14 protein-coding genes and 1 tRNA gene are annotated in these 13201 nt (G+C 67.5%); 12 read left to right on the top strand and 3 right to left on the bottom strand.

Annotated elements, in window-relative coordinates; genetic code table 11:
• Positions 1–91: 91 nt before the first annotated feature.
• Positions 92–1285, top strand: coding sequence for an MFS transporter (locus ACODRV_RS05900; protein ID WP_141625415.1), 1194 nt, complete (start codon positions 92–94; stop codon positions 1283–1285).
• A gap of 54 nt (positions 1286–1339) precedes the next feature.
• Positions 1340–1489, top strand: coding sequence for a hypothetical protein (locus tag ACODRV_RS05895; RefSeq protein ID WP_168196752.1), 150 nt, complete (start codon positions 1340–1342; stop codon positions 1487–1489).
• Between the two features lie 7 nt (positions 1490–1496).
• On the opposite strand, the gene ACODRV_RS05890 is transcribed toward ACODRV_RS05895, so the two are convergent.
• On the bottom strand, positions 1497–2669 hold the full coding sequence (locus ACODRV_RS05890; RefSeq protein WP_488907708.1) for an acetyltransferase domain-containing protein: 1173 nt from the start codon (positions 2667–2669) through the stop codon (positions 1497–1499).
• A 48-nt stretch (positions 2670–2717) separates the two neighbouring features.
• Here ACODRV_RS05890 and ACODRV_RS05885 point away from each other — a divergent pair, with 48 nt between their 5' ends.
• The 5 genes from ACODRV_RS05885 to ACODRV_RS05865 all read left to right on the top strand — a co-directional run bounded on the left by ACODRV_RS05885 (position 2718) and on the right by ACODRV_RS05865 (position 6487).
• Positions 2718–4787: a TonB-dependent siderophore receptor gene (locus ACODRV_RS05885; protein WP_488907707.1), complete on the top strand. Its 2070-nt coding sequence runs from the start codon at positions 2718–2720 to the stop codon at positions 4785–4787.
• Positions 4788–4933: 146 nt separating this feature from the next.
• Positions 4934–5410 (top strand): helix-turn-helix domain-containing protein, encoded by a 477-nt coding sequence (locus ACODRV_RS05880; RefSeq protein ID WP_141625412.1) that lies wholly within the window; start codon positions 4934–4936, stop codon positions 5408–5410.
• 16 nt (positions 5411–5426) lie between these two features.
• A complete protein-coding gene (locus tag ACODRV_RS05875) occupies positions 5427–5786 on the top strand; it encodes a hypothetical protein (RefSeq protein WP_141625411.1) in 360 nt (119 codons plus the stop codon).
• Between the two features lie 13 nt (positions 5787–5799).
• Complete coding sequence (locus tag ACODRV_RS05870) at positions 5800–6279, top strand: hypothetical protein (RefSeq protein WP_141625410.1); 480 nt, start codon at positions 5800–5802, stop codon at positions 6277–6279.
• Positions 6221–6487 (top strand): hypothetical protein, encoded by a 267-nt coding sequence (locus ACODRV_RS05865; protein WP_141625409.1) that lies wholly within the window; start codon positions 6221–6223, stop codon positions 6485–6487. The genes ACODRV_RS05870 and ACODRV_RS05865 overlap by 59 nt, the downstream gene beginning before the upstream one ends.
• Here the strand turns inward: ACODRV_RS05865 and ACODRV_RS05860 are convergent.
• The gene (locus tag ACODRV_RS05860; RefSeq protein WP_488907706.1) at positions 6484–7770 is read right to left on the bottom strand and encodes a hypothetical protein; all 1287 of its coding nucleotides are present in this window, start codon (positions 7768–7770) and stop codon (positions 6484–6486) included. The genes ACODRV_RS05865 and ACODRV_RS05860 overlap by 4 nt on opposite strands.
• 146 nt (positions 7771–7916) lie before the next feature.
• Between ACODRV_RS05860 and ACODRV_RS05855 the strand changes: the two genes are divergently transcribed.
• Positions 7917–7993 (top strand) — tRNA-Arg (locus tag ACODRV_RS05855).
• A gap of 239 nt (positions 7994–8232) precedes the next feature.
• Here ACODRV_RS05855 and ACODRV_RS05850 read toward each other — a convergent pair.
• Positions 8233–10659 (bottom strand): type I restriction enzyme HsdR N-terminal domain-containing protein, encoded by a 2427-nt coding sequence (locus tag ACODRV_RS05850; protein WP_287395692.1) that lies wholly within the window; start codon positions 10657–10659, stop codon positions 8233–8235.
• A gap of 143 nt (positions 10660–10802) precedes the next feature.
• On the opposite strand from ACODRV_RS05850, the gene ACODRV_RS05845 reads away from it, so the two are divergent.
• The 4 genes from ACODRV_RS05845 to ACODRV_RS05830 all read left to right on the top strand — a co-directional run bounded on the left by ACODRV_RS05845 (position 10803) and on the right by ACODRV_RS05830 (position 13188).
• Positions 10803–11177, top strand: coding sequence for a hypothetical protein (locus ACODRV_RS05845; protein WP_287395694.1), 375 nt, complete (start codon positions 10803–10805; stop codon positions 11175–11177).
• A 17-nt stretch (positions 11178–11194) separates the two neighbouring features.
• Positions 11195–12073 (top strand): pPIWI-associating nuclease domain-containing protein, encoded by an 879-nt coding sequence (locus ACODRV_RS05840; RefSeq protein ID WP_287395696.1) that lies wholly within the window; start codon positions 11195–11197, stop codon positions 12071–12073.
• A 122-nt stretch (positions 12074–12195) separates the two neighbouring features.
• Entirely contained in the window at positions 12196–12849 is a 654-nt protein-coding gene (locus ACODRV_RS05835; RefSeq protein WP_287395697.1) for a MerR family transcriptional regulator, read from the top strand.
• Between the two features lie 6 nt (positions 12850–12855).
• Positions 12856–13188 (top strand): hypothetical protein, encoded by a 333-nt coding sequence (locus tag ACODRV_RS05830; protein WP_287395699.1) that lies wholly within the window; start codon positions 12856–12858, stop codon positions 13186–13188.
• Positions 13189–13201 lie beyond the last annotated feature (13 nt).

The raw sequence follows: 13201 nt of genomic DNA, 5'->3' as shown, positions 1-13201 counted from the left end.
CGCCCAAGGGGAGGCGCGGTCTGGACCGGGGCGGCGGCGGGGTCCAGAAGGGGCGCCTCCCCCCCGACGTCGCCTCCCCCCGTGCTCGCCCATGTCCGCTTCCCACCGCCTCGCCCCCGTATGGATCATCGCGGGCATTCTTCTGTTCGCCGCCTGCCTGAGAGGGCCGTTCACGGCGGTCGGGCCGGTGCTGGACGTCCTGCAGGGCGCGTTCGGCATGGGCGCGAGCGCGGCGGGCGCCCTGATCACCCTGCCGCTGCTGACCTTCTGCCTGGTGTCGCCCTTCGCGGCCGGGATGGCGCGCGGGCTGGGGCTGGAGCGGACCCTGTTTCTGGCGCTGGCCCTGATCGCCGGCGGGATCGTGGCGCGGTCCGTCGGACCGGTCTGGAGCCTGTATGCGGGCACCGCCCTGCTGGGCGCCGGCATCGCCATCGGCAACACCCTGTTGCCCAGCCTGCTGAAGCGGGACTTCCCTGACCAGATCCCCCGGCTGACGGCCCTGTATGCACTGACCATGGGACTGGCGTCCGGGCTGGCCTCAGCGGTGGTGGTGCCGTTGACAGAGGCGTTCCACTGGCAGGCGTCGCTGGGCGCCTTCATCGCCCTGCCCGTCGCGGCCGCCCTGCTGTGGCTGCCCCAGTTGCGGCGCACGACCGGACCGGCCGCCGCCACGCCGGAACCGACGGAGGCCGTCTCCCTCTGGCGGTCGGGTCTGGCCTGGCAGATCACCGTCTTCTTCGGGATGAACTCCTTCCTCTACTACGCCTTGGTCGCCCTGCTGCCGTCGATGCTGATCTCGCGCGGGTTCGCGCCGGAGACCGCCGGCGCCCTGCACGGGGTGATGCAGGTGGCGACGGCCTTCCCCGGGCTGCTGCTGGCGCCGCTGGTGAAGCGGCTGAAGGATCAGCGCGGGCTGGCCGCCGGTCTGGCGGTGCTGATGTCGGGTTCAGTTCTCGGGCTGCTGGCGGCGCCGTCGCTGGCGGCCCTCTGGGTCGCCCTGTTCGGCCTGGCCAACGGCGGGACCTTCATTCTGGCGCTTGCCTTCGTCGGCCTGAGGACGACCTCGTCCGGCCAGACCGCCCGGCTGTCCGGCATGGTGCAATCGCTGGGCTATATGCTGTCGGCGATGGGTCCGCTGGTCGCCGGCGCCCTGCATGACTGGACCGGCGGCTGGACCGCCTCCCTGACGACCTGCCTGCTGCTGTGTCTGGTGCTGGGCGGTCTGGGTCTGGCCGCGGGTCGCGATATTCGACTGGACGGATCAGCGGCGACGCCCGGGTCATGACGGAACGCCGGGTCCGTCCCGATCATTGAGTCAGGGTCGTAGAAGGAGCCGGCCATGACCGAACCGAAGACCCCGCTGAGCGAAGAGCTTGAGCACCTGCGCCGGGACGCCGAGGCCATGGAGCGGCCCCAACGGGAAATTCCACTGCCGAAAGACGAGGACGATGATGACGGGGTCGGCCCGGTAACCGGCGTCGTCCCCTGACGATTGCCTAGAGGTACTTCATCCACCACCGACCGCTGCGGCGTTTGATCCCGGCGAACCAGCGGCAGGCGAACCAGCTGGGGATGGCCGCCACGACGGCGATGCCCCAGACCCATGCGACGTTCGGCACGCCGAAACTGTCGCCATGGTTGGGGCCGAAGGCGGCGAGGCAGGCCTTGTAGGCCAGATGCAGGCCGTAGAGGTGGATCAGGTAGAAGAACAGCGGCGCACTTCCGTACACGGACAGAAGGCCGATCAGGCGAAGCCATATAGCCTCGAACGTCGCCAGCAACAGGGCGCCGATCCCGAGGGTGAGCAGCAGGAAGTCGGCGGACGGCGGGTATTTGGTCAGGTTCAGCACGCTCATGACCGTGTGCAGCGGATCCGGATAGACCGACCAGGGCAGAGGCTCGCCATAGACATTGATCGCCCGCAGGACCGCGAACAGGGCCAGCATGCCCAGGCCCAGACCGATCAGACGACGACGACGCGTTCCCGCCTCGCCCGCGAACCACGGGCCGATCCCGTAACCGAGCGCCGCCACGCCGATCCAGGGCAGCAGGGGGTAGGAGGTGCGGATGCGCTGATCCCACGGCAGTTCGATGAAGCCCCGGTCGTGCAGGATCGCCCACAGGGCATGGCCCGGCTGGTCCGGCGCGAAGGTGATCGGGTCGAGCAGGTTGTGGCCCAGCACAATGACCGCGCCGACGGCGATCAGGACCGGACGCGGCAGCCAGACGAGGGCTGACAGGGCGATCATGGACAGGCCGATGGCCCAGATGACCTGAAGGAAGATCGTCGGCGGCGAGAGGTCGAAATTCCACGCGAAGCTGACCACCGTCAGCTCCAGCACCACGAGGAAGAGGCCGCGCTTGAACAGGAAGCCGGAGGCCGCGGGCGGTCCGCCCTTCTTCGACCCGTAGAGCCATGCGCCGAGCCCCGTCAGGGCGACGAAGATCGGCGCGCACAGGTGGGCCGACAGGCGGGTGAAGAACAGGGCCGGAGAGGTTTCCGTCACGCTCATCGGGTCGCTGACCTGGGCGTGGAAGAAGAAGAACTCCCGCGCATGATCGACCAGCATCAGCAGGATGACGAAGCCTCGCAGGGCGTCGATAGAGGCGATGCGGGCGGTGATCGGACCGGCGGGAGGCACGGGAAGCGAGGCGGTTGACAGCGACATGGGAGAGCGTCTAGCCGTTACGTAATAACATTACAAATGGAGTTTCCCTTGTCCCTGCTGACGAGTTGCGCGGGTCTGTGCCTGCTGGCCGCCCTATCCCCCGCGCCGGATGCTCCGACCCCGGACCAACAGGCGGCATCGCTGGACGAGATCGTGGTGCTGGGCCGCCGGACGCCGCGCGATGCGACCCTGGGCGCGGGCGGCGCGACCGAGCGCATGTCCCAGTCCAGCCGGTCGATAGAGTCGGACCTGATCGAGGCCGTGGGCGCGACCCGGCTGGCCGATGCGCTGGAACTGGTCAGCGGCGTCAGCCAGCAGAACAACCGTGGCGGGGTGATGGACAATTTCGCCATCCGGGGCTTCCTCGGCACACCCGACGGCGGCGCCGAATATTACGTCGACGGCTTTCTGGCCAACCGGGGCATGGCCCCGCCGCGCGATCCGGCGACGGCTGAACGGATCGAGATCCTGAAAGGCCCGTCGGGCGCCCTGTTCGGCGACATCGACCCGGCGGGACGGGTCAACATCGTGTCGAAGACGCCCCGGTTCGAGACGGAGGCCAGCCTGACCGCAACGGTCGGGTCATTCGGCCTGAGACGGGGCGAACTGGATGTGACCGGCCCGATTTCGGAGACGCTGGCCGCGCGGCTGGTTCTGGTCGGGGAAACCGGCGACGGCTGGCGGGACCATGTCGGGCTGGACCGCAGCGTGATCGCCCCATCGCTGACCTGGCGACCGACGGCCGATCTGCGCCTGACCTATGTGGGCGAGATCACCGCCTTCGACACCCTGTTCGACCGGGGTGTTCCCGCCCTGAACGGCGACGCCCTGGCCCTGCCCCGCACCAACTATTACGGCGAGCCCGCCGACGGCGTCACCGAGTTCCGTAACGAGCGGCATCAGCTATCGGGCGAATACTGGCTGAACGACGACTGGAGCCTGAACGGCGGACTGGCGTGGCGGACCGGCTCGCTGAAGGGGCTGTCGAGCGACCATTCGCGGCTGGTCGGGGACCAGCTGTGGCGGCAACGGCGGGGTCGCGACTTCTCGGTCGACGACCTGTCGGCGCGGGTGGAGCTGAACGGCCGGATCGAAACGGGCGCCGGGGTGCATCGCCCGACCGTCGGGCTGAAAGCCTATCGGCTGGAGTACGGGGAGAAATGGCTGCGGATCAATCCGAACGCCGGCGCCCCCTATGCGGTGGACGTGCACACTCCCGTCTATGGCCAACCGCAGCCGACACCCCTGCCGTTCACGGACAATCTGGAGAAGCGCGAGGTCGTCACCCTTTATGTTTCGGACCTGTGGGAGGTGAACGACCGGCTGAGCCTGAACGCCGGGGTGCGGTATGACGACTACAGCCAGACCATCCGCAACAACCGCACCGGCGCGACCGGAGAGGCGGCGGACAGTCCGGTCAACTACCATGTGGGCGCGCGCTATCAGCTGACCGAGGCGCTGGCCCTGCACACCGGGTTCGGGCGGTCCTTCGTGCTGAACTCGGGCACCGGACGGACCGGACAGGGATTCGCGCCCGAGACGGGCGAGGGCTGGGAGCTGGGTCTGAGCGGCGCCTGGGACGGGCTCGATCTGGCGGCCACGTTCTTCGACATCGAGAAGACCAACATCCTGACCACCGACCCCGTGGACCCCAACTTCCTGGCGCCGGTCGGCCGGCTGACGTCCCGCGGGATCGAACTGGACGGGTCGCTGGCGCTGGGCGAGTCCTGGCAGGTCATCGGCAACTACGCCTGGACCGAGGCCGAGGCGGATGACGCGGCCTTCGCCAGCGACACGGTCCTGAACGTGCCGGAGCATTCGGGCGCCCTGTTCATGGTGGGGCGCTTCAGCCAACCCGGCGGACGGGACTGGTCGGTCACGGCCGGCGCCGCCTATGTGGGCGAACGCGCCGGGTCGCTGGAGGCCAATGGGGTGCGCCTGCCCGCCTACTGGAAGCTGAAGGCCGCCGGCGAGTGGGACCTGACCCGGAACCTGTCGGTGCGGCTGGAAGGCGACAACCTGCTGGACGAGGATTACGCCGCCAGTTCCTACAGCGCGCTGTGGATCTCGCGCGGCGCGCCCCGGTCTTTCCGCCTGTCGCTGACAGCCCGCCTCTAGCCGGATCGTAGCGGGAGCGGCGACCGAAGGCCGTTCCCGGGCGTTAACTTCGAGCATTATCCATCGCTCGGGAAAGGCGCTTGAAGAATCAAGACTCTGGACGACCGCGACCTAACCGCCTTAGCTGTGCGGAAGGGGAGTACGGAATGCCGGAACGGCTGACCAAAAGGCAGGAAGAATGCCTGCGCCTGTCGGCCACGATGACCGACAAGGAAATCGCGCGCGCGCTCGGCATCTCGGAGAACACGGTCGACAAGCATTTCCGCGAAATCCTGCGGAAGTTCGGGGTCAGCACCCGGAAGGCCGCGCTTCGCGCACTGGCGTCTGACGCGTCATACGCGACGGACGCCATACCGCCGGGGCCCGTTTCAGCGCCTGATCAGGGCGTCGATGCGGACCGGGTCGCCGGTTCCCTCGCTTCGACCGCTCCGGCCGCGGAGGGGCTCTACGGGCTCTATACACGGCTGGGACGGTGGCGGACGCCGGGCTCCCTGCGTGTTCGCACCATGGCCATCTTCGGATGGGCCCTGGCGGGGCTGCTCGTTCTGACCGTTCTCACGGGACTGGTCGGACTGGTGTTCGGGGGGACGGATTCCTTCGCGCCGACAGGTGGCAATCCCTGATCCCTGAAGGACATCCATGAACATCGCCCGGAAACCTGACGAGTTCGCCAGCGCCGTCGCGCTCGACCTCCGCGAGACCGAACACATGATCGACGCCGCCGGCGCCCGGCTGGCCGACATGATCTCCCACGCCCTGTCGGGCCGCATGAGCGCGGGTCTGGCGGCCGGCGCCGGACATCGCGCCTTCAGCGCGGCGGCCAAGGCCCTGCACACCCTGACCGAGGCGCGCGGCGAACTGGTCGAGGCGCACAATCACGCCCTGCGCGACGCCCGTCGCATGGGCCTGAACCACACCCTGCTCGCCCCGGGCGAAACCAAGCCGGACGACGGCGAGATCGGTACGACCAAGCCCCAGGGCCGGTTGGCCGCGGTCTGATCGCTCCCGGCGCGTGCTGACCTTCGCGATCATAGGCGTCACCCTTGTCGGTGTGCTGGCCCTGTTCTGTTTCGGCGGCTGGGAAGAACGGCTCGTGGGGGTGCTTGTGCTGGCTCTGCTGGTGCTGGTCCCCCTCCTCGAGCCGCTCCAGATCGGCACCTGGCGCGCCGGCATCGCCGCTCTGGAACTGGTCTTCCTGATCGCGATCCTGTGGCTGACCTACGCGCGGGACCGCTGGTGGCTGACGGCCCTCGCCGGCTTCCAGCTGATCTCGGTCCTGACCCACCTCGTCCCCCTGCTGGCCGACGGCCGGCACTTCGTGTGGACGGCCGTCACCATCCGGATGGAGGTGTGGCTGCTCATCTGTATCACTTTCTTCGTCGGCGCCTGGGAAGCCTGGGCCGCGCGACGCTTCGCCCGGGAGGGCGGATCCCATGCCCAAGACAAACATCCATCAAGCCTGGTCGATCTGGACGCAGTCCAGCGGCCCTGACGAAAGCGACGAACTGCGTCGCGCCCGCGCCGAGGCCCAGATTCTGGATCAGAAGCCCGAGACGCCCGAGCACGCGGTGATGATGCTGGAGGTGCTGCTGGACAATATGCGCGCCGGCAGCCGGACGGACGAGCGCGACCTCGGCGCCCTGGCCCGACTGACCGCCTTCATGCGCGGCCTGGGCCAGGACGGCCGGGTCATCAACTAGTCGAGGTCGACGGGCAGGATCTGGCTGGACAGCAGGGTCTCCATGCCCCGCCAGTGATCCGGCCCCTGCCGCTCGACCCAGGCCTGAACCACGTCGCGGCCCAGGCCGTAGTTGATGATGTAGCTGCGGTAGGTGTCGATGAAGCGCAGCCGCTGGGTCGCCTTGGCGCGGTCGGCGAGGCTGTACTTCATCAGCCGCTCGATGCTCTCCTCGCGCCCGACCCGGCCGGACAGGTAGTCGTCGGCGATGGTGTATTCGGCGCGGCCCAGCCGGCGGATCAGGGCGCCGAGCCGGGCCTTCTTCTGCGCCGTCGCCGGGTCCAGACCGGCGAGGGGGAACAGCACCTCACGCTCGAAACGGGCGGCCTCATCGCCCGGGAAGGCCAGGTCGATGCCGTAGTTGGCGCTGCCCTCGGCGACGAAGGACATGGGGCTGAACAGCGGATAGACGCTCATCTCCACCCAGCCGCGCCGGCGCACGAAGGTCTGCTCCAGCAGGGCGTTGTAGACGTGGTGGCCGGGGTAGCCCTCGTGGCAGCCCAGGTCGATCGCCCGCTCGGTGTAGATGGGGAAGTCGGCGTTGATCTCGATCTTAGACCGCGAGTTTCCCTGATAATAATTATACCCGGACCACGGCTTGTCGCCGACGAAGGCGAGGGTGAAATTCTCGTCGGCGGGCAGGGTGATGTGGCGGGCCGTGCGGGCGCGGCACTCGGCGATGGCGGCGTCCATGACCCGCTGCAGGCGATCTCGCGGAATGACGTAGTGCGAGCGGAACCCGGTCACCCGGTCGGTCAGGGCGCCCGGGCCGGGGATCAGGGCGTCGATCTCGGCCAGCACCGGATCAAAGGACGACAGGGGACGCAGCTCCGGGCGGATGCCGAACAGGGCTTCGGCCTCGTCGGCGAAGCTCATCTTCTCACCGGACAGCATGCGCAGCCGGGCCGAGGCGGCCGAGACGTGGGCGAGCAGATAGGCCTTGCGCTGACGCACGGCGGGTTCAGCCCCGGCGACGGAGACGGCGTTCAGGCGCTCCGTCAGGGTCGCGGCGCCCTGGATCAGCTGGGGCACGGTGCGCGGATCGGCATGGGCCGCGGCCTGCCACTCGGCCGGGCCGTAGTAGGCGTCGACATAGCCGGGCTCACGCTCGCCGATCTCCAGCGTCAGGGCGACATAGTCCCGCGCGATGGCGTCCAGGGTGTCTCCGCCCGGACCGGTTCCGGCGGACGGCGCCGAGGCGCAGGCCCCGACAAGGCAGAGCAGAGCGAGAATGGCGACGCGCATCGGGTCCTCCCATCGAAGCGAGGGCGCACGCTAGTGCCGGACGCCGCCCGGGCCAAGCGGCGCGCCGGGCCTCGTCATGCTTTCGGGATTGAGGGCGGCGCCGTCCTGCTGTAGAGGCCTTGCCTCCGGCGTTCGCGCCGCCAGACGCACCCGTAGCTCAGCTGGATAGAGTACTGCCCTCCGAAGGCAGAGGTCACAGGTTCGAATCCTGTCGGGTGCGCCATTTTTTCCCTAGAAAAATCAGATTGTTGGGCACTGGTCGCTGGTGTCTGACCGGCCGTTTCTGAGGCCCTGAAGTGGCTAGTGGGGCGCTAGTGGGGCAGTGAAAACAAAACTCGCTGGAACGCGCTGAACCACGTCTCCGCTTTGGCTGGAGTGGGTCGCGCGTCACCGCGCTGGATTTCCTTGGCTCGATCTGGACGATTTCCGCGGACACTCGCCGCAAGGACACGCCTTCAAGCCCTAGGCGACGCCGGCCTGCTTGGCCTGCGCGTCGATGAGGGCCCCGATTGCGGGATTGACCCGATCGGCCAGTGCGGATCGCGCCCAGTCGGACCGTGACGGAACCGTGGAACCGATGGCGGACAATGCGATCATGATGCGGTTGACCAACGGCAGGGAGCCACTGTCAATCGCGGCGTCGATCCAACCGTCCACATAGGGCCAGTTCGATCGCAGCAGCCGAACCATCGCCGCGGTGGTCGGCTCGATAACGCCGTTGTCTCGGCAAAGCAGACTGACATCGCCGAAGTCGTGCACGAGGTGGCCGATCTTCTCGCCGGTATCCCTCAGCAGAGGCAGCGGCGCCTGGCCGACCTCGAAAAGAAGGCGGGCGTCGACACGGTTTTCGGGATTCTCGTCCATCGCCATGGGCAGGGCCGCAAGCTGACCCAGCATCATCCAAGGCGTCAGGCGGGCGTAGCTCTTCAGGGTTTCACCCTCGAAATCGATGGCGGGACTGCGTTGCCGACCGGCCTTATCCACGAGCCACGCGCGTCCCTCCTGAACGCGAAGGTCCACCAGCCGCCCATCAGGAGCCTTGAAGGCCACGGTCGTGTCATTCACCTGGTGGGTCTCGGGCTCGATGGCGAGCAGGGTCTCGATGATGCGCCAGTTCAGCCCGCCGGTTCGGTTCACCAAATCCCGGATCGCCTGCGCCCCGATCAGGTCGGAGAAGCAGGTGGCCTCCAGGCGTTCCGCCATCCAGTAGGCCGCTGCGATAGGGTCGTCTTGGGCGCGTTGTTCCAGCGCCTCGCTCATGGCGCGGGCGAGTTCGCTGATGAACAGCTCCGGCGCGGTCGGGGCGACGAGATCGAGGCCGTCGTCGTTCCGGTAGCGGGTCAGCCAGCCGTTCGTTTCGAGCTGACCAAGGCAGGCCTCAGAGGCGGGGCTGAGCGCGGCCCGGCGAATGACGAAAGCGTAGGACCGGGCCAGGGCGAGGCCCGCAGGCTCTTCGCCGACATCGTCGATGTAATCGCGGGCGAGAAGGCCGTAGGCGTGCTCGACTTCGACCTGATCTTCGAAAGACGTACGGGTGTGATCGATAACGGCGAGGCCCAGGGTCGCGGGCATCATGAAGAACCCCTTCTTCGGGTCATAGCCCGGCATCGAGACGAGGCCGTCGTAGAGGACACGCAGAACCCAGGGAGCCCGATAGTCGGCGCTGTGCAGGGCGCCGGGCTGGAAGCGGATCTCCGCAGCCGTCAACGCGTCCTGCGCCCACTTGAACTCGTCCGCCGAAAGGGGGCCCACGGTGACGGTCTCGGCTCCCTGATCGTTGATCGCCGTCCGGTTCCGGTTGTTACCGGTGAAAAGGATGCGGCGCGCATCGTCGATCGACGCCACGATCCGCACCTTTTCGCCGAACCCGGCGTCGGCCAACTCCTCCAGGTCCCTGGCCATGGCGTTGCCGGGTTCCAGGCCGTCGATGGTGAGGATCAGTGTAGGACCGCGACCGAAGCGGGACAGACGGCGCAGCCATTGGCGCACATTGTCCGGGGTCACCTCCCATTCCAGGGCGCTGGACAGGATATTGGCGATCGACTGGTAGAGCCCGGTCGAGCCCCCGCGCATGAAGAGGACCGCGAACTCTTCGCTGGTCTGCGTGGTCTCCGCCAGTTCACGCAGGACATTGGACTTCCCCACCAGGGGCGGTCCGTCGACCAGCACGAACCGAACCCCCGCGCGAAGACGGGCCAGCACCTTCTGGGTCGCATCGCGAGGCAGCTTGAGGCCCTCGGCAAAAGGCTTGCGGCCCTGTCCGGCCGGCGCGGTCTGCCGCGCGATCAACTCTCTGGTTCGGTCGCGCACGACCCCAGGCCAGATGTCGGCGCCCGGGCCAAGCAGGACCTCGACGGCCCACTTCATGTTCGCGGCGGCGACGGCCGTCGCGTTCTCCAGCAGTTTCGCGACGGCCTTTTCCGCGTCGGAACCGACGGACCAGCGTTCCCCGGTCGCGCTGTCGTAGGTGATCGTCTCCGATCCATTGGTGACGATCAACAGAGGCGGGCGTGGCGTGAACTGGTTGGCGTAGCTCTGGGCCTGGGCGGCGTCGTCCAACGCGAGCTTCACGGTCGTGCGTTTCACTTCCACGACCGCCAGACACCGATCCTCGTGGAAGATCAGGATATCGGCGCGGCCGGATCCCTCCCACTCGGCCTTCGCATCGAACGTCTTCTCCTGATGGCCGATGCGGACCGTCAGCGTCGTCTGGTGGCGGATCTTCGCGCGGTCGATGCCCGGAAACGCGGCCGCGAGGGCTTGCCCCAGCAGGGCGTCGAGGTGGGCTTCCTGGGGCGCGGCGGCGAGGGCCTTGGCGGCCGTCGACGCGGCGGCAGGGGGCTTGGGTTTGGTGGCGGCCTTGGCGGCGCCCTTCGGTTGTTTCGTCATGGCCGGAGGATACCCCAGGTCATTCCCGTGGGTCATTATTCCCGTGACGCCCGTCGCTCTATGCCGTCAGCCCAGCCGGCCCTTCCGTCGCCGCCGCGGAATGACCATGTCATGAGGCCCGTCCTCCCGCCCGCCGAGACCCCATGACCGATCAAATCCGCCAGCACGCCGACACCGTCAACGAACACTTCGCCGTCAAGAAATACCTGGTGAACTACCGCCTCGCCTCGGCCGGGGACGCCGCCGGCAAGGGCGACCGTGCGGAGCGGTACGAGGCGCTGTGCGAGGCCTTGAAGCCGATGGCCGGCTACAGCTTCAAGAACTTCGACGACGACGGTCACCATTCGACCTCAAGCTGGATCATCCACGTGTCCAAGACCGCCGAGCAGGTCGGCGTCGAGCTGGAAAAGCTGCTGGTCGAGCGGCACGACTTCCTCGCGATCTTCGAGATTTCCGAAGAGAACAACTGGTCGATGCCGGACGCAGACGGCGACCGCGCCCAGACCACCCGGATCTGAAGGGGCGGGGCTTCCTCATGACCCAGGCTTCGGAATGGACCGCGCTCGCGGACCAGGCGGCGGCGCTTCGGGATCATCTGCCCGACGATTTCAGCCGGACCGCCCTGGATGCGGCGCTCGCCGTGGCACCGATCGATATCCCGCTTCGGGGCAATTTCTTCGCGGCCGCGATGCGGGAGGTGGTCAGCATCTCCCTGCATGCGAACGCGCCCGACGAAGCCGTCATGGCGACGCCCGACTTCCAGCTCGAAGAGGATCAGGACCGTCCAACGCAAGCCCAGCGGTTCGCCTACTGGGCTCGGGCGGGGTTGGATCCTGCCTTCATGGAGGAGCACCTCACCGTCGACATCAGCGGGGCGGTGAAGACCGGGAAGGATTCCCTGCGGGAACTGTCGAAGCGGGTCCATGTCCGGGAAGGCACGCACGTCCACGAGGAAACGGCGGTCCTCATTCTGGTCCGATCCTCACTGGACGCCTTGGAGACGGTATTCGCGGCGGCGGAGGAGGCGCGCGCCGCAGTCATCGACGCCCTCGCCGAGGAGATCAACGACGAGGCCTTCAACGCTTTCGTTCTGGACACGATCGCGGCGGTCGACGAACTGGCCACTCATCACTCGATCGAGTCGGTCTGGGTCGACGACGTCAAGGTTCGCCAGGCCGCGCCGGATCGACTTCGCTTCGAGGTGGCCGGCTCCATCGATGTCGGACTGCAGTGGGGATCGAACTCGGACGTCCGGCGGGGCGACGGCGCCGAGCTGGATGAGACCTTCAAGTTCACCCTCGCCTTCACCGCTTCGACCCTGACCCCGACCGAGTTCGAGGACACGACCTACACCCTCGATCTCGGCAAATGGGAACGAGACGTGTTCGAGCGAGATGACGAAGCCTGGCCCTGAGCCGGTGCGAGGTCAGCGTTCCCAGCGGGCAAGGCCAAGTCAGAGGCAGCCGCAGGAAACAAACGGCCGAAGAGGAAGTAAGTGGCATTGCTATTTAAAGATGGCAATGCTATCTCGGTCGGGTGCTGTCCTCCCATCTGACCACTCACCGGTTTACCCAAGGCGACGTCCTGGCCGTCACGCGGTTGCGTAAGGACGTTCTCCAGACCTGGATGAACCGGGGAGTCATCGCGCTCGGGGACCAGAACCCGGGCACGGGGCGGCGACGGCTCTACTCGCCGCTGGATATCGTCAAGCTTGCGCTCATGCGCCGTGTGGCGGACCTCGGCATGGCGCTGTCGATCGGCCTGGACCTCGCCGGCGAAGCCGAACGCGTTCTCCTGGCCGGACGACTGCCGAGCTGGAACGAGCATCTGTCGATGAAGCCGGACGCGGCCACGCGGAAAGAGGCTTCCGTCTCCGTGATCGCTTCGGCGGGATACAGCCTGCTGGCGCTCAAGTATGGGGCGACCGTGGGCGACGCCTTTGAGATGCGGGTGTCGAGTTTCACCGAACCGTTCGACGGCGTCTTTCAGAGGCGCAAGCGTACCGGCGGCGAGGAGCGCCCGATCGATCCGGACCAACGGGCCGCCCTGGCGCGGAAAGGCATCCATGCCGAGCCGGTGGTCATTTTTCCCTTCGGCGAGATCGTCAACGCGACCCTGCTTCAGGTCGAGGATCTGATCGCCGCGACGGCCGGCCCGCGGGCCCCGCCGCCCGTTGACCCCGGAGGCTAGGGCGCTATGGCGAGAAGTCCGGCCGCTGAGCAACTGCGTCAGGAACGGGAGACGTTCGACCAGGCGCGGTCGCAGGATCGTCTGTGGTTCGGTCTAAGACTGGCCATGGGCTATGTCGCCATCGCCATCATTGTGCTGGTCGCGTCGGTCAGCCTGTATGTGATGCTTCATCCGCAGCGATACGGCCCAACGGTCCTGACCCTGGCCGCGGCAGCACTGCTCGTCGACATGGTCAGCCTGGCCGCCGCCGTGTTCCGGCTGGTGCTGCAACAAGGGAGCGCCAGAGCGCTGAGACCGGTCACACAGGTGACCTCGTATCCGGGTCGGAACGGCCCCTAGTCCACGCCATTTT

The organism is Brevundimonas sp. FG8 (assembly GCF_057808845.1).
This window is presented reverse-complemented; position numbering and strand designations above follow the sequence as displayed.

Excerpts from the sequence above, each read along its gene's own strand:
- ACODRV_RS05845 (WP_287395694.1), top strand. The coding sequence starts at position 10,803 with ATGACCGATCAAATCCGCCAGCACGCCGACACCGTCAACGAACACTTC.
- ACODRV_RS05850 (WP_287395692.1), bottom strand. The coding sequence starts at position 10,659 with ATGACGAAACAACCGAAGGGCGCCGCCAAGGCCGCCACCAAACCCAAG.
- ACODRV_RS05890 (WP_488907708.1), bottom strand. The coding sequence starts at position 2,669 with ATGTCGCTGTCAACCGCCTCGCTTCCCGTGCCTCCCGCCGGTCCGATC.
- ACODRV_RS05875 (WP_141625411.1), top strand. The coding sequence starts at position 5,427 with ATGAACATCGCCCGGAAACCTGACGAGTTCGCCAGCGCCGTCGCGCTC.
- ACODRV_RS05900 (WP_141625415.1), top strand. The coding sequence starts at position 92 with ATGTCCGCTTCCCACCGCCTCGCCCCCGTATGGATCATCGCGGGCATT.
- ACODRV_RS05840 (WP_287395696.1), top strand. The coding sequence starts at position 11,195 with ATGACCCAGGCTTCGGAATGGACCGCGCTCGCGGACCAGGCGGCGGCG.
- ACODRV_RS05895 (WP_168196752.1), top strand. The coding sequence starts at position 1,340 with ATGACCGAACCGAAGACCCCGCTGAGCGAAGAGCTTGAGCACCTGCGC.
- ACODRV_RS05830 (WP_287395699.1), top strand. The coding sequence starts at position 12,856 with ATGGCGAGAAGTCCGGCCGCTGAGCAACTGCGTCAGGAACGGGAGACG.
- ACODRV_RS05865 (WP_141625409.1), top strand. The coding sequence starts at position 6,221 with ATGCCCAAGACAAACATCCATCAAGCCTGGTCGATCTGGACGCAGTCC.
- ACODRV_RS05860 (WP_488907706.1), bottom strand. The coding sequence starts at position 7,770 with ATGCGCGTCGCCATTCTCGCTCTGCTCTGCCTTGTCGGGGCCTGCGCC.
- ACODRV_RS05880 (WP_141625412.1), top strand. The coding sequence starts at position 4,934 with ATGCCGGAACGGCTGACCAAAAGGCAGGAAGAATGCCTGCGCCTGTCG.